This window comes from Mycobacterium sp. GA-2829, assembly GCF_001499965.1.
Classification (GTDB): Bacteria; Actinomycetota; Actinomycetes; order Mycobacteriales; family Mycobacteriaceae; genus Mycobacterium.
Map to the genome: position 1 here is coordinate 1 of NZ_LQIT01000040.1, position 14,843 is coordinate 14,843.

Sequence of the window (14,843 nt, forward strand, 5' to 3'; positions counted from 1 at the left end):
ACCCGCCGAAACACTCGACGCACTACTGTGCGACCCACTCAATCCACCCGCTGTTGCATAGACGCCTTGAACCCAAGAGCTGAAAAGAATTAATTATGAATCATATTCAACGTGGCTAGGGGCGCTGTCAGTCGACGGCGGGCAACGCGGAACCGGCCTGTCGGCAAGTCGGATCACCCAAGCTCATCAGCTGGTAGGCGCTGTCCTGAAGTACGCCCAACGGACTGGCAAGGTGGCGAAGAACGTCGCGTTCGAGATCAAGCGGGACGAAGATCTTCCCGAGCAAGGCGAGCGTGAGCGGCGCTATCTGACCCATGCCGAGCTGCTAATGCTGGCGAAGGCTGCTGATCGGTTCGAGACGCTGACGCTCGTTCTCGGGTACTGCGGACTGAGGTTCGGCGAAGCCGTTGCGTTGCGCCGCCGGCATGTGGGGGATCGGATGCTGACGGTGCGCTCGTCCGCAACAGCCGTCACCGGTAAGGGCATCGTGGAGTCAACGACTAAGACGAAGCGGGATCGTCACGTGCCTGTGCCCGAACCGGTTTGGAAAAAGCTCAAGGCCGAGCTGCCCGCCGACCCCAACGCGCTGGTCTTTCCCAGCCGAAAGGGCGGGTTCCTTCCACTTGGCGAATACCGCTGGGCGTTCGACAACGCGTGTGCTGATATCGGCATCGACGGGCTGGTACCGCACGGGCTGAGACACACCACGGCGTCACTGGCGATCAGTGCAGGCGCTAACGTCAAGGTCGTGCAGAGACTGCTTGGGCACGCGACCGCCGCGATGACGCTCGACCGCTACGGCCATCTTCTCAATGACGATTTGAGCGGTGTGGCGGACGCCCTGGGGAAGGCTATCGACAGCACTGCGGTATTACTGCGGTATTCAGAGCATCGTGACGAGGCGGAAAGGGCCTAAATTAGGCTCTGAACTGCAACGCCCCCATAGCCCAATTGGCAGAGGCAGCGGACTTAAAATCCGCCAAGTGTCGGTTCGAGTCCGACTGGGGGCACCGGCGTTCGCGCAGCTCAGAGGCAGTTTCTGCGGGGTCGCACGCTGCTGCCGCAGCGCCTGAATGGACACCGTGACAGCGGCGCGGCGCAGTGAGCCTTGTCGGACCTATCGATTACCTTGGCCCGTGCTGGGGGGAGTGACAGTTCAAAGGGAGGCAGACGGGTGAACGATCCGGCCTGGTACTTAGCCATCCAGGCGGCTGCCGCCGTTGCAACCACGGTCGGCGTGCTCATCGCGCTCTACGTAGCGGTGGTACGGGAACCGCGCAAGGCCGCTGAAGAACGCGAACGGCACCAAGCTGAGATGACCGCACTTAATCGCGCTGAGATGGATCGCGTAGCTGCGCAGGCCCGCAAGATTGTGCCCAGCTGCGTGCGAACACCGATGTTCGGCAATACGTGGTGGACGGTCAAGATCGAGAACGTTAGCAACGCAGTGGCAACGATCCTCAACGTGGACGTGGCGGCTATAGACGCCAGCGGCGCTGTGGTGCCCGACGGATGCCAGCGGGCGAACAACACGATGCCCATTGACGAAGCGTTTGGGCGGTCAATCCAGGCGGCTTTGTCGGGGTCACTGGAAAGTGGCCTTCAACGTTCGGGCTATGGCGCAATGATCCCGCCTGGAACGGCTGGTCAGCTGGCGGGCCAGATGACACCGACGGTCAAGCAAGCTATGCAGGAGGCAATGATTGGTCACTTCGCCGCGGAATGGCAAACCACACTCGGTCCTAACCAAAGCGCGTTGATGGCGTATGTCACCAGTGATCCTAGATTCAAGCTGCGCATCACGATTGACTATGAGGACGAGGCCGGCTACCAGTGGCGACGGATGGACAGCGGTCAGCCTGAGCGCCTCGACAGTGTGACGTCGTGACTCCGGACTGGTTTCCAACTGCGGACACGTGGGCTGCTTGGGCGCAGTGGGCTACTGCCATCATCGCTATCGGCGCAGCAGTCTTTGCCTATCAGCAGGTCAAGTTGGCCCGCGAGACGCGCGAACGGGTAGCGCAACCCGACGTTGTCGTCTACATCGATCACAACGAGGTTCGGCATTACTTGGATCTGGTGATCAAGAACTTTGGACAGACCACGGCATACAACATTCGGTTGAAGTTGCCTCCCTTGCAGGTGGCACCATTTACTAACCAGATCACTGGCGAAGAAGTGACTCACTTGTGGTTGCCGAAAACCATAGCGGTGCTGGCGCCTAACCAAGAGTGGCGTACCGTGTGGGATTCCGCCGTTCGACGCGAGGATTATCGCAAGAAACACAAGGAAAGCCTGGGTAGCAGCTTCGTGGGGAGCGTCGAATTCGACGACAAGATGATCGCGGACAAGCCGTCCTACTCGAACCCAATTTCGCTGGACGCCAACATGTTCTACAACACTACTTGGATCCGCCAGAACGAAAGCAAGACAGCCAAAGACGCGCTTTACGCCATCGCAGGCACGCTTCAGAGCTACCAACGTGAACATCACGGAGTATGGGTGTACACGGTCCCAGGTTACGAGGAGCGTCGTCGTCGCGAAGCGGAGTTCATCGAAGATGAACGCGAGCGCGAGGAATTTCTGAAAGACATCGGCGTTATCCGAGACCACACCGACGGCGACGACACACGCCCGGATAATCCCCGCGAGGGCTAGTTGGCCTTTTGGCCTAACGGCACTACGTTATCTGCAGTAACGACTGCAGTAACGACACCTGGTCCAACCTTCGGCGCGACCATCTCATCCTCATTGATGTAGTCCGCGTAAGTGGTCAGCGTCAGCACGAACGTGGAGTGGCCGAGCCACTTGGACACCTGCGTGTAGTGCTCGCCAGCGCTCAAGTTCATCGTGGGGAACGTATGCCGTAGGTCGTGGAACCGCACAGACTGCAGACCCAATGCCTTACAGGCGGGCTGCAGGTAGTGCTCGTACAGGCTCGCGGCGCATACGGGCTTAGCCCAGTCGAACACATAGCGATTCCGCCGACCGGGAAACAGGGGAGCGTGCGGGATATGCTTGTTGCCCGCCGCGTTGGTGGCGCTGAACGGGTGAACCGTAGCCAGGTAGTCGCGCAGCTCGTCGGCCAACCACGGCGCTAAAGGCACTACGCGATCTGAACTCGCGTCGCTCTTCGGCGTGCCGTACTGCCACAGGCGGCCCTTGCGCCTCGCACCGCGCGCCGTTGTCCGCAAGATCGTCAACAGCCGCGACAGGGGAGACAGCTTCGACGCCATCGCAGGTGCGCTCACCGCCGAGGGTGTCCTCAGCCCTGAGGGTTGCCCGAGGTGGCAGCCGTCAACGGTGCGGCGCATCTACCGCAGCGCCACAACCGAACCGGTAGAGAGTCAGGTGAGCTGATATGGCGAAGGCAAATCGCGTTGTCACCCGGCAGCGCAAGGGCGGCAAGCTCGTGGTCCGGTACAGAGTCGTGTGGCGTGAGCCGCTGCGCGAGAGCTTCGGCGTCCAGCAGAAAGGCAGGTATCGCAACCGAAGCAAGGTGTACGCCGAGTACGCCGAGGCCACCGCGCGCGCTGACGAGTTAAGCGCGGCTGCGGTACGCGGGATTCGCGTGCACGATCTGCGGCACACAGCGGCTGTGCTCTACCTCGGCGCCGGTGTGCACTTCATGCGCGTGAGCCAGATACTCGGGTACGCCACCTACACGGTCACCCTTGACGCATATGGGGACTGGATCGAGCAGGACAACACCGCCCGGTGCCGCTGCCTGCACCGCCGCAGCCGACGAGCGCGACGGCGACGCAGTTGCGGCAATCGGTCTAGGCCGAGAACGGCTCTCCGCAGACGAGGCAATACACCGGCCCGCTGTCTACGCGCTCGTGCGGCAATTTCACCGGTTCCCATGGGTGGCAGGGTGATTCGATAATCAGCATGTCGTCGGGCTCGGTGAGCGGCTCTGGCGTAGGCGCGGTGCTTCTACCGGGTGTGAACTTGATATTTTTGGACCCGCGAAAGGCTTTCTTCAGTTCCTCGTTCACGACATCGGTCGCGTAGAAGTTCACGATGTCGTGCTGGTATTGAACTTGCGCTTGGGTGAACCATTGGTCGTGATCGGCAGTCTGGCCGCATAACGGACAGCTGTATCGCGGCGGATCCACCGCGTCGTTAGGCCGCGACTCTACCGGGCCGTGGTGCCACTTGAATTCGCCTGTGCAATGAGGACATTCGCGCCGCAAGAACCCGTCGGCATCTAGCGGATACTCCACCGAAATCTCCACGAACGTCGTCCCTTCGCTAACTATTGAGATCAAGGAACAGCGACTCGCTGAACTCCTCGCCACTTTCGGTTCGCCCGTTAACGATGAGGTCAAACGTGTCAGGACCACCCATCATTTGCGCGGCGATCAAGCTGACCGACTTCCCTGCAGGGAGTCGTGGGACCTCGACGTCATCGAGATGGCCGTGGAACCTACCGGCATTAGGAGACGTCAGATCGAAAACGTCCTCCGCACCAATATTCGTAATCTGGATGCGGCTTGAGCCCGCACTGCGGTACAAGAACCTGCCGTCCAAGCGACGTTTACGGCGCTGTGAATTACTCGGAACCCTGCGGCCCATCGGGCCACCCGGAGTCGGGGGAGGCGTGAAGTCCCCCGCGATGAGCCAATCCGTGTTCGTTGTGTTGACCGCACAACCCGCGTTACGCAGGCGGTTCGCGAGCTCGTTGCGTTTGGGGGCGGAACCATCCATGCGTATTAGATGTCGGCCAGCAACATCGCTGAACGGGCGAAGCGAACCTAACTCGACGATGATCGTCCTGTCGGGGTGATGGCCGAGTGCCATCCCGGCCTCAAAGAGGACGTTCGGGCGCGCCTGTCCCTTCGGCTCTGTCTCCGGGTCGTCGTCGCCACTCGCATACTCGGGACGAAGGTAAGCCACGTCGTCGGGCGTCAGAAGGACCACGACAGACTTGGCCATCGCGAAGGCCGCGTCTAACGCTTGCCCAATGAATGGCGCGCCCGATCCTGTGGCGCCAATCGCCGTGCTCCACTCGATTGGGTCAAGCCCGATTGCGCGGAGGAACGTGAACATCGCATCGCGCGCCGTCAGATTGCGGCCGTGGACTACGAACACTTTCTTTGGGTCGACCTCAGACACAAATCCCAGCTTATTGGCACAGACTGACAAGTCGCGGCTGTACTGCCTTTGGCGCGTCGGACCGCCTCGGCAGCAAACGCGGCTTCGCGACGTTCGCGTGTGCAATTCGTGTGCAACCCTGAGGGGGTTGGCCCTGTCAGGGCGGTGTAGGTCAACGTTGCCGAGCGCGCGTGAGAACGTTGTCTACCAGTGTCAATGGCGTACACCTGGATAGCCGCCCTCAGGTCAGTGGCACCCTGACGTCCGTTCTTATAAATCCGCCAAGTGTCGGTTCGAGTCCGACTGGAGCACCCTGTTTACCTGGTAGATGGGCCTTCGGTCGCTGAAGTTGGGCTCTAACCCGGCTCGTCCCGGCGCTCGTCGGGGGCCGGCGAAGAGGTCGCCGGGGCGAGGTACTGCGCGGCAGCCTCGCTCAAATAACCCTTGCCAGCCCGCTTATTCCCTTCGTTTCACTGTGGAGAATTAGCAGCAACCAGTGGCGAAAAGAGCCGAACCGCTCGTGCGTGTCAGCCGTCTCCTTCGGATTCGAGCATCGACTGGGGCGGGGCGGTGCTGAAGATCGGCCAGCAGATCTCCGTTGCGGTGAACGTCATCGGTTCCGACGGCGAGCTGCCCAAGTAGTGCTCGCGGATCGGCCCCTGATGGCTGATCAGGCGCTCGTTCACGTACGTGCCCAGCGCGCCGTAGCTGCGGTCGATGCCGTCGTCGTGACCGCCCGGGTGGGTCAGAACCGCGTACTCGGCCGCAGGGAGCAACTCCGCGCGGACACCATCCGGCGGGTCCGCAGACTCGGGTGCGGCGACGAACAACGTTGCACTGCCGCGTGATTCGAGGAACAGTGCCCGGTCGTAGAGCCCACCGGGCACGATCGCGCGATCCGCGCCCGCCGCCGCTGTCACCGCCTCGCGCAGCGTCGTCAGCGCCTCCCCGAACCAGGCGTCGATGTCGGCGGTCTCGATGACGGCACCGACCGCCCACACCGCGAGCGGCGGTTCACTGCGCATCTCCACGTGGGCGGACTTGTGCGCCGGAGACAGCAGTTCACGCAGCGCGCCGACGGCGTCACGGGTCTGCTGCAGTTGCTCCTCCATCTGCGCGAGATGGGTCGCGATGATCTCGGTGCGAGCCGCGGCGTCCTGCGTGCTCAGCAGCGCCTTGATATCGGGGATGGACATCCCCAGCGATCGGAACCGTCGGATGATGTGCGCGTGATCGACCTGGCTGGTGTCGTAGAAGCGGTAGCCGGTGTGGGAGTCGATGTGCGCCGGTTCGAGGACGCCGATGTCGTGGTAGTGCCGTAGCGCCTTCCGGCTGAGGCTCGTCATCACCGCGAAGTCACCGATCGAGACCCTCGCACCCATGACTTCCTCCTCTGCGACGCGCCCCGCGTGCTGCGGGTGGGGCCATCCTGCAGCCTCCCCCAGGGGGAAGGTCAACACGGATGCGTTCCGGAGATTGTTTCCGCGATTCGGCTTGACCCTCCCCCTACGGGAAGTCCCACCGTGGGTTCATGACCACAGATTGGGATGCACTCCCGGACACCGTGAAGACGTTCATGACCGCACTCGACGCCCGGGACACCGACTGTGCCCTCGCCACGCTCACCCCGAACGCCGTCGTCACCGACGAAGGCCACGACTACGCCGGCCATGACGACATCGGAAAATGGGTCGCGACCGCGGGCGTCGAGTACACCTACACCACCGAGTTCACCGGCGCGACCACGACGGACACGACCATCGTCGTCGGGCAGCACCTCGAAGGTGACTTCCCCGGCGGGGTCGCCGACCTCCACTACCGGTTCACCCTCGACGGCGCGCTGATCAGCCGGGTGGTGATCGAGCCGTGAGCAGGCGATGGTTCATCACCGGCGGCACGCCCGGCAACTTCGGGATGGCGTTCGCCGAGGCGGCTCTCGAGACCGGGGACTGCGTGGTGCTCACGTCCCGGCGACCGCAGGAGTTGACGACGTGGGCGCAGCAGTACGGTGACCGGGTACTCGTCGTGCCGATGGACGTCACCGACACCGCGGCGGTGCAGCAGGCGGTGCGCACGGCCGAGGAGCGCTTCGGCGGTATCGACGTGCTGGTCAACAATGCCGGCCGCGGCTGGTTCGGATCGATCGAGGCGATGGACGAGTCCGCACTGCGCGGAATGTTCGAGCTGAACTTCTTCGGGGTGCTGTCCGTGACGCGGGCGGTACTGCCGGGGATGCGCGCCCGCGGGGACGGGTGGATCGTCAACGTGTCGTCGGTGGCGGGTCTCGTTGCCGCGCCGGGGTTCGGCTACTACAGCGCGACGAAGTTCGCCATCGAAGCCGTCACCGACGCGCTGCGCGACGAGGTCGGCGGTCAAGGCATCTCCGTGCTGACCGTCGAGCCGGGAGCGTTCCGCACGAACGCCTACACCGGCTTCGCGGACGAGCCCGTGGTGGAGCCGATCCCGGAGTACCACGACATGCTGAAGGAGGTCCGCGCCACGTTCGTCGCGATGGACGGCGTGCAACCGGGAGATCCGCGCCGAGGCGCCCGCGCGGTGATCGCGGCGATGGCCCAGGAGCCGCCGCCCCGTCGGCTGGTGCTGGGGAACAGCGGATACGACGCCGTGGTCGATTCGCTGCAGCAGACGCTGGCCGACATCCGCGCTAACGAAACACTGTCGCGGAGTGCGGATTTCCCGAGCTGATTCACCGCCTGCTCGGGGCACCGGCGGCGGTGACGTGGGTGGCCGCGCAGTCGACGGACGCGTCGACCAGCGGGGTGGCTCCTTCTGCGCGCCGTGCCAGCGCCACCTCACGCGAACGAGACGCCCGCACCGCGTCAGCAAGGAACTTCGACCAATACCTAGACTCCGAGGATGCGCGTGCCTCGCCGAATCGCAGAGTTCAACAAGCGAGTCACCAATCCGGCGGCTCGCACGATCACACCGTGGCTTCCGAACCTCGGGACGCTCGAGCACGTCGGGCGGAAGTCGGGTAAGCGATATCGAACGCCCCTGTTGGTATTCCAGACCCATGATGGCTACGCCATCCTCATCGGCTACGGCCCACAGACGGACTGGTTGAAAAACGTGCTGGCCGGCGGACCGACGGTGCTGCGTAAGCGTGGACGGGCTGTCGCGCTCGGCAACCCACGGGTGGTGAGCAAGGCCGAGGCCGCGGCCCTCGTCCTACCGCGTTCCCGGCTGCTCTATCGAGCGTTTCCCTACAACGAGGCTGCCGTGCTGCTGACGAATGCTGGCTCGGCGGGTTGACCTTTGTACCGCACTGGACTTGAGCCGAGGGCATGTCATTTCCGGTTGGCGGCGGGCTGTTTCGCCCTCGTTGTCTCGGTTCGGGCACGTGGGCCGGGCGGAGTGCTACGACAAACCGGTCGAGTCGTTCATCCCAATGCCGACTGCGCGAGAATCACTTCGACTCGCTCGTCGTGCAACCGGTCATGCCACTGTTCGTCGATCTCATTGGTGATCAGGACGTCGACATCTGACCATCCGACAGTTCCCGCTATTGCTCGTTGCCCGATTTTCGAGCTGTCGGCCAGTACGACGACGCGGCGGGCCCGCTTGGCCATCGCGGCGGCGATCTCCGCGTCCTGCAGGCTGTTAGACCGCACTCCGAGATCGAGATCCGCGCCGTCGCAACTGAGGAACGCGACGTCCACGCTCAGTTGGGCGATGGCCGCAGTGGCCAGCGGGCCGCCGGTCCCGAACGACGATGCGCGAAGTGCGCCGCCGATCACGATCACTTCAAACGATGAGACGCTCGCCAGTCGTTCTCCGATGTTCAAGCCGTTCGTGGCGATCCACAGCGATGGCGCCCGGGCGGCCAACTCCTCGGCCAGCGCGAGGGTCGTGCTGCCGTCGTTGAGCAGCACCGACGTGCGGTTCTTCACCAGCGCGGCGGCTGCGAGCGCGATGGCGCCCTTCTCGCGAGCGTTCCGGCGCCGTCGCAGCTCGAAAGCCTCATCGAGCGTGCTCGACACCGCGACCGGGGAGGCGCCGCCGCGCACCCGCTTGAGCAGTCCCGCCCGCTCAAGCAGTGTGAGGTCACGGCGAATGGTCGGGAGACTGGCTCCCGTGGCGCGCTGCATCTCGTCCAACGAGGCGAACTGCTGCCGAGAGAGCAGTTCGAGCAGCAGGGCGTGACGCTCCTCGGCATGTATCTCCGGCACGGACTCACATCCTAGTTCCAATCAAAAACGATCATTCTGTTGCTTGTAATGATCGATTATGATTCTATCTCCCCGTCGCAGTCGCGTCTGGAGGTGAGAAATGGCCACGCCACTGGTCCCGCACCGGTCTGCGGTCCGGGTGTGGGCGGGTGTCGACCAAGGCACCACGAGCACCCGCACCAACCTCTACGACGACGACGGCCGCTGCGTCGCGTCGGCGAGTCGACCGTCGCTGACCACGCATCCGAATCCGGGCTGGGATGAGCAGGACGGCAACGCCCTGGTCACCGCCATCGAGGAGACGGTGCGTGAAGCCGTCGCTGCGGTTCCCGGAGCCGAACTCGCCGGAATCGGCCTGGCGAACCAGGGCGAGTCGATCATCGCGTTCAACCGGCGCACCGGGGAACCGCTGTCCAAAGCGATCCTCTGGTCAGACCGACGGGCAGGCGCAGTCGTGGACCGCGTCGCCGCCACACCTGCGGCCGCCACGATCGAGGAGATCACCGGCCTCCGTCTCGACCCCTACTATTCAGCCGCCCGGATCGCGTGGGCGCTGCTCAACCTTCCCGAGGTGGCGGCCGCAGCCGCCGACGGCACACTGGCGATCAGCACCCTGGACGCGTTCTACATCCACCGGCTGGCCCACGGGGCCTATGTCACCGACCCGTCGACGGGAAGCCGCACCCAGTTGATGTCGCTGGACGATCTGCAGTTCGACGCGCAGGTCGCGGCGGCGTTCGGCATCGACCTGGAACTGCTGCCGCGCATGGTCGACACCGTCTTCACCGAACCGCTGCCCACCACGTTGGGCGCGCCGCTGTACGCGAGCGCGGCCGATCAGCTGGCCGCGCTCGCGGCGCTGGGGGCGATCTCGCCGGGCGACACCAAGATGACCTACGGCACAGGCTGTTTCATCGACACCAATGTCGGACCCGCTCCGCAGCGACCGGGTCACGGGTTGATGGCCACCTATGGCTGGACCGTACCCGGTGAGCCCAGGGCCTGGGCCATCGAAGGTGGCGTCTTCAGCGCCGCCACCGCCGTCGACTGGCTGGTGCGCCTCGGTCTCGCCGAAAGCGCCTTGCACGTCACGGATCTCGCGGAGCGCTGCGCCGCGGCGACGGACTCCGTTCTGCGCATGCAGCATCCGCTGTTCCTGCCCAGCTTCACCGGCGTGGGTGCGCCGTGGTGGCGTGCCGACGCGGCCGGCGTGCTGAGTGGCCTGCGGGCGTCCACCGACACGAGCGACATCGCCTACGCCGTGCTCGACGGCATAGCGCACCGGGTCGCCGACGTCATCGACTCGGTGGACGCCGAACTCGGGGCACCGGCGGCATTGCGTGCGGACGGCGGCCTGAGCAGGAACCGGGTGCTCATGCAGCGTCAAGCCGACCTGTGCGGACGCCCCGTCGCCATCGCCGACCACCATGACAACACCGCTGCGGGCGCTGCCGGTCTGGCCGCCATCGGCGCAGGCGAACTGGACCTGGCAGGACTGGCCGCACGGGCGAAGTTCACAAACACCGTCGAGCCGACGCTGCCGGAGTCGCAGCGTGCCCTGGAGCGGGAGCGCTGGCGTGAATTCGTGGAATCCACCATCAGTTTGGAGCCGTCGGCGTTGATCGATGCCGCTCACCGACGGACCGACGAACGGAAGCAATGAGTTCACAGAGTTACGACATCGCTGTGATCGGCGCCGGCGTCATCGGCGCTGCGATCGCCGCGCAACTGTCCCGTCACGCCGTTCGAGTGGTGTGGTTCGAGGCCGCCCATGACGTCGCGGAAGGTGCCAGCAAGGCTAACTCGGCGATCGCGTGCACCGGCTTCGACATGGCCACGGGAAGTTTGGAATCGGACCTGATCCGGCAGGCCAACCCCCAGTGGGAGAGCATCTGCCGGGCACTGGATGTGCCGTTCCGGCGGATCGGGGCACTCTCACTGGCTTTCGACGATGGCGACTCGGAATCGCTGCGCAATCTGCACGGTCAGGCCGACGAGGCAGGTATTGAGACCGACCTGATCTCAGGAGATGCGCTGCGGCGGGAAGCCGGCAGTGCCGCTCCCACCGCGATCGAGGCCCTGCACGTCCCCCGCGAGGCGATCATCGATCCGATCAGGCTCACCATCGGGTTGGCGAAGCTGGCGGTGCTCAACGGAGTGGAACTGCGCCGCTCGACCCCGGTGACAGGTTTTCGGCACCACCTGTCCGGCGCGATCAGCCACGTCATCACCCCCACGGGCGCCACTGCGGTCGGTGCGGTGGTCAACGCCGCCGGTGTCAACGCCGACCTGATCACCGACGAGGCCACCGCAGAACCGTTTACGATGTGGCCGCGCAAGGGCCAGTTCCTGCTGCTGGACCGCGCAGTGGGACACCTGGTGCCCAAGATCATGTGCACCGCGCCGACGCCGCACACCCGCGGAATCTACGCGGTGCCGACCACCAACCGGACGGTCCTCGTCGGCCCCACCGCCGTCGACGGTGACGACCGGGCCGACAAGACCACCGACCGGGACACTCTGGACGCGGTATGGGACAGAGCCGAGCGCCTGCTCCCCGGCGAGGTGAAACGCCGCCACGTCATCAAGACGTTCTCGGGACTGCGTCCCGCCAGCGACCGCACCTACCGCATCGAGGTGTCCGCCAAGGTGCCGAATCTGGTGCACGCGGCGGGCATTCGGTCGACCGGAGTGTCCGCTGCACCGGCAGTGGCCTCGTACGTCGCGGACCTGATCGATGCCGAGATCATGGAATTGCCGGTGAAATCGTCGATACGTGAATCCATCCCGGCGATTCCGCGGTTGGCCGAGATCGACACCGACGCGGCCGCGACCGCGTTCACCGCACCCCCCGGCGTCGCGCCGGATGAGCATCCGATGGTCGTGTGCGCGTGTGAACACGTCACCGCCGCGGAGATCGCGGCCGAATGCCGAGGACCGGTACCGGCCACATCGCTCGACGGGGTGCGCAAGCGGACTCGGGCTACGGCGGGCCGCTGCCAGGGCGCCTACTGCTCAGTGGGCGTCAGCTTCATCCTGTCAGGGGCGACGGGGGAGCAACCCGGTCAGGTCCGGCAAGGCGAGCCCGGTTCACAGTGGGAGACCCCCGCCCGATGAACACCACCAGACCACGTGTCGCCATCGCCGGGTCCGGGTTGGCCGGCCTCCACTGCGCGGTGCAGTTGGCTTCGTCGGCCGATGTCACGGTCTACGAACGTCTTCCTGTCGCCGGCGGTGAACATTGGGAGGACCAGGACCATGCGGGCCTCATCCGTGAGGCCAAGCGACAGAGGGTGCGATTCGCCCCCGGCACCCAGGTGATGCGCTGGGAGGCAGACCGACTGTTGGCGGTCGGGGAGCATGGGGGAGTAGCCGCCGCGGACGCGCTCGTCATCGCCACCGGGCATCGCCCCCCGGCACGCGCGGAACTGCGCATCGACGGTGACCGTTGCGCAGGCATCGTGACGGCAACCCTGGCCCTTCATCTGTTGCAGCAGCGAGTCCGACTGGGCGCCAACGTGATCATCCTCGGTGACTCGCGGTGGGCCACGGAATGCGTCGAGCTCATGACGGCGGGGCGCGGAACAGGCACCTCCGTGCTGTGGCTGGGTGGCTCCGCCGCGATCTCGAACCCATCGGTGACGGTGCGACAGAACGTGCGCGTCACTGCCACCCACGGTATGCCACGGATCACCGGCGTCACCGTCGAAGACGGCGAAAGTGCCGAACAGATCACTTGTGACTGTCTGATTCTCGCAGGACCCGCCGTCCCGTATCGCAACGTCGACGGCGCCGTCCTGGACGACGCACCCGTCGTCTACGCCCAGCGCGAGGTCGGCAGCGCCGAGGACCCGGCGCAGATCGGGCGGCGGGCGGCGAACATGGCGCTCGCACAAGCCAAGACGCAAACCCATCTTCGAACCCGTGTGGCACCCAGGATTGGAAAACCGCTGTGAAAGTCACCTCACCCGTCGGGGAGTTCCCCTATGTCTTCGAACGTATCCGGTTCGAGGGCAACCACATCGTCGCCGAGGGCCGTATGGGGACCTGGCCGGCGCGGATCGAAGTGGACGCGGCGGACATTCCCGCGCCGATCCGCCTGGGCGCGGTCGCCGCCTCGATCAGCATCGCGATCGCGGTGGCCCTCAACCGGCGCCGACATCGTCAGCACTGAACCCTCTCCCTCCCACCCCAGAGATTTTCGGCACGCTGAAAGGAAGCAGCCGGTATGGCCATGCTCGGAAACATCGTCATCTACCTGATGATGGCGTTCGTCGTCGTCGGCGCAGTATCCCTGGCATTCCGCGGTGACCGCGGGATCGGTCACGAGTTCAAAGAGGGCCTTTATGCGCTGGGCCCGCTGTTCATCCCGGTTGCCGGCATCATGGCAGGCCTTCCGTACCTGGCCTGGTTCGTGGAGAACGTCCTGGGCAGGATCTACGAGCCTTTCGGCGCCGACGCGGCCATGGCCGCCACGACCCTGATCGCCAGCGACATGGGCGCATACCAACTCGCGCACATCACCGCCGATTCGACGGGCGCCTGGATGACGGCCTCCATCAACGGATTCCTCATCGGCGCCACGATCTCGTTCATCATCCCGGTCGGTCTGGCGATCCTGGATGTGCGGGACCACAAGTACTTCGCCCTGGGCATCATGAGCGGAATCCTGACGGTGCCCCTCGGCGTGCTCGTCACGATGGGCATCATGATCGTCAGCGGTGGAACTGTGCGTGGTGATGTCGGCACCGACGGTCCATCGACCGCGACGTTCGACGGGTTCACACTGCTCGACGTACTGGTCAACCTGCTGCCGGTCATCATCGTCACGGTGGCGATTGCGGCCGGCCTGTACTTCGCGACGCGCGCCATGATCACGGGCTTCATCTGGTTCGGCCGATTCCTCAACGCGGCGATCTATCTGGTTCTCGCGGTGTCGATCGTCGAACACGTCACCGGTTTCTTCAGCTCTGTGTTCAGCTGGTGGGCCTTCGATCCGATCATCGCCGACGCTGATGACCAGATGCGCGCCCTCGAGGTGGTCGGCAATGTCGCCATCGTGCTCGCGGGAGCCTTCCCGTTGGTCTATGCGATCCGCACATACCTGGACAAGCCATTGACTGTCGTCGGCACTCGCATGGGCATCAGTGCTGAGGGAACCGCGGGTATTCTCGCCGCGACCACCAACATGCTGGCCGCGTTTCATCTGATCCGGCATATGCCGGCCAAGGACAAGGTGCTCGTGGTCGCGTTCGGCACCACGTGTTCCGCGCTGATCGGTGACCACCTGGCGTTCACCGCGAACTTCCAACCGAACCTCATCGCGCCGTTGATGATCGGCAAGATCGTCGCCGGTGTCACGGCGATGCTGCTGGCCCTGTGGATCGCAGTTCCCACCGCGCAGCGCCTGGAGCGTGAGCGCGCGGAGTCGGATGCCCAACAGTCTTCTGGCGACGACAACGTCGCACCGCAGTCGATCGCGTAACGGACACCGCACCGCCGCTGCGGTCGTCTGGGGCGACGATGTCCAGTCCGCTCACCCATTGACTGTGCGCC

Annotated in this window: 17 protein-coding genes, 1 tRNA gene and 1 pseudogene; 13 read left to right on the top strand and 6 right to left on the bottom strand. The window is 64.7% G+C overall.

Translation table 11 applies throughout. The annotated features are described in order from the left end of the window. The first annotated feature begins 232 nt into the window (after positions 1–232). The 4 genes from AU194_RS31375 (at position 233) to AU194_RS32715 (ending at position 2,658) form a co-directional block, all read left to right on the top strand. Entirely contained in the window at positions 233–916 is a 684-nt protein-coding gene (locus AU194_RS31375; RefSeq protein WP_231743532.1) for a site-specific integrase, read from the top strand. Between the two features lie 20 nt (positions 917–936). Beyond that, positions 937–1,010, top strand: a tRNA-Leu gene (locus tag AU194_RS22050). A gap of 164 nt (positions 1,011–1,174) precedes the next feature. Continuing rightward, entirely contained in the window at positions 1,175–1,888 is a 714-nt protein-coding gene (locus AU194_RS22055; RefSeq protein WP_059091405.1) for a hypothetical protein, read from the top strand. Further along, complete coding sequence (locus tag AU194_RS32715) at positions 1,885–2,658, top strand: hypothetical protein (protein ID WP_231743533.1); 774 nt, start codon at positions 1,885–1,887, stop codon at positions 2,656–2,658. Before AU194_RS22055 ends, AU194_RS32715 begins: the two co-directional genes overlap by 4 nt. On the opposite strand, the pseudogene AU194_RS22065 reads toward AU194_RS32715, so the two are convergent. Continuing rightward, positions 2,655–3,179: pseudogene (locus tag AU194_RS22065) on the bottom strand (site-specific integrase); the annotation flags it as partial. The gene AU194_RS32715 and the pseudogene AU194_RS22065 sit on opposite strands and share 4 nt — an antisense overlap. On the opposite strand from AU194_RS22065, the gene AU194_RS31380 reads away from it, so the two are divergent. Continuing rightward, positions 3,139–3,360 (top strand): recombinase family protein, encoded by a 222-nt coding sequence (locus AU194_RS31380; RefSeq protein WP_082698790.1) that lies wholly within the window; start codon positions 3,139–3,141, stop codon positions 3,358–3,360. The pseudogene AU194_RS22065 and the gene AU194_RS31380 sit on opposite strands and share 41 nt — an antisense overlap. 419 nt (positions 3,361–3,779) lie before the next feature. Here the strand turns inward: AU194_RS31380 and AU194_RS31385 are convergent, their stop codons facing one another. From AU194_RS31385 to AU194_RS22075, 3 genes are all read right to left on the bottom strand, one after another. After that, on the bottom strand, positions 3,780–4,238 hold the full coding sequence (locus tag AU194_RS31385) for a hypothetical protein (protein WP_082698785.1): 459 nt from the start codon (positions 4,236–4,238) through the stop codon (positions 3,780–3,782). Positions 4,239–4,254: 16 nt separating this feature from the next. Continuing rightward, on the bottom strand, positions 4,255–5,118 hold the full coding sequence (locus tag AU194_RS22070) for a TIR domain-containing protein (RefSeq protein WP_197417710.1): 864 nt from the start codon (positions 5,116–5,118) through the stop codon (positions 4,255–4,257). Positions 5,119–5,624: 506 nt separating this feature from the next. Beyond that, positions 5,625–6,479 carry a MerR family transcriptional regulator gene (locus AU194_RS22075; RefSeq protein WP_059091406.1) on the bottom strand — a complete coding sequence of 285 codons (855 nt, stop codon included), beginning with the start codon at positions 6,477–6,479 and terminating at the stop codon, positions 5,625–5,627. Positions 6,480–6,628: 149 nt separating this feature from the next. Here AU194_RS22075 and AU194_RS22080 point away from each other — a divergent pair, with 149 nt between their 5' ends. Together AU194_RS22080 and AU194_RS22085 are read left to right on the top strand one after the other, a co-directional pair. After that, the gene (locus AU194_RS22080; protein ID WP_059091407.1) at positions 6,629–6,967 is read left to right on the top strand and encodes a nuclear transport factor 2 family protein; all 339 of its coding nucleotides are present in this window, start codon (positions 6,629–6,631) and stop codon (positions 6,965–6,967) included. Continuing rightward, positions 6,964–7,803 carry an SDR family NAD(P)-dependent oxidoreductase gene (locus tag AU194_RS22085; RefSeq protein ID WP_059091408.1) on the top strand — a complete coding sequence of 280 codons (840 nt, stop codon included), beginning with the start codon at positions 6,964–6,966 and terminating at the stop codon, positions 7,801–7,803. The genes AU194_RS22080 and AU194_RS22085 overlap by 4 nt, the downstream gene beginning before the upstream one ends. A 1-nt stretch (position 7,804) precedes the next feature. On the opposite strand, the gene AU194_RS32895 is transcribed toward AU194_RS22085, so the two are convergent. Continuing rightward, complete coding sequence (locus tag AU194_RS32895) at positions 7,805–7,933, bottom strand: hypothetical protein (RefSeq protein WP_255374845.1); 129 nt, start codon at positions 7,931–7,933, stop codon at positions 7,805–7,807. A gap of 41 nt (positions 7,934–7,974) precedes the next feature. On the opposite strand from AU194_RS32895, the gene AU194_RS22090 reads away from it, so the two are divergent. Beyond that, a complete protein-coding gene (locus AU194_RS22090; protein WP_059091409.1) occupies positions 7,975–8,370 on the top strand; it encodes a nitroreductase family deazaflavin-dependent oxidoreductase in 396 nt (131 codons plus the stop codon). 128 nt (positions 8,371–8,498) lie between these two features. Here the strand turns inward: AU194_RS22090 and AU194_RS22095 are convergent, their stop codons facing one another. Beyond that, a complete protein-coding gene (locus AU194_RS22095) occupies positions 8,499–9,287 on the bottom strand; it encodes a DeoR/GlpR family DNA-binding transcription regulator (RefSeq protein ID WP_255374846.1) in 789 nt (262 codons plus the stop codon). 100 nt (positions 9,288–9,387) lie between these two features. Here AU194_RS22095 and AU194_RS22100 point away from each other — a divergent pair, with 100 nt between their 5' ends. From AU194_RS22100 to AU194_RS22120, 5 genes are read left to right on the top strand one after another with little or no spacing between them, the layout of a single operon-like run. Continuing rightward, entirely contained in the window at positions 9,388–10,950 is a 1,563-nt protein-coding gene (locus tag AU194_RS22100) for an FGGY family carbohydrate kinase (protein ID WP_059091410.1), read from the top strand. Continuing rightward, positions 10,947–12,404 carry an NAD(P)/FAD-dependent oxidoreductase gene (locus tag AU194_RS22105; RefSeq protein ID WP_059091411.1) on the top strand — a complete coding sequence of 486 codons (1,458 nt, stop codon included), beginning with the start codon at positions 10,947–10,949 and terminating at the stop codon, positions 12,402–12,404. The genes AU194_RS22100 and AU194_RS22105 overlap by 4 nt, the downstream gene beginning before the upstream one ends. Next, a complete protein-coding gene (locus tag AU194_RS22110) occupies positions 12,401–13,243 on the top strand; it encodes an FAD-dependent oxidoreductase (protein ID WP_059091412.1) in 843 nt (280 codons plus the stop codon). Before AU194_RS22105 ends, AU194_RS22110 begins: the two co-directional genes overlap by 4 nt. Next, positions 13,240–13,461 (top strand): hypothetical protein, encoded by a 222-nt coding sequence (locus AU194_RS22115; RefSeq protein ID WP_059091413.1) that lies wholly within the window; start codon positions 13,240–13,242, stop codon positions 13,459–13,461. Before AU194_RS22110 ends, AU194_RS22115 begins: the two co-directional genes overlap by 4 nt. A gap of 54 nt (positions 13,462–13,515) precedes the next feature. Continuing rightward, positions 13,516–14,772 carry an ethanolamine utilization protein EutH gene (locus tag AU194_RS22120; protein ID WP_059091414.1) on the top strand — a complete coding sequence of 419 codons (1,257 nt, stop codon included), beginning with the start codon at positions 13,516–13,518 and terminating at the stop codon, positions 14,770–14,772. Positions 14,773–14,843 lie beyond the last annotated feature (71 nt).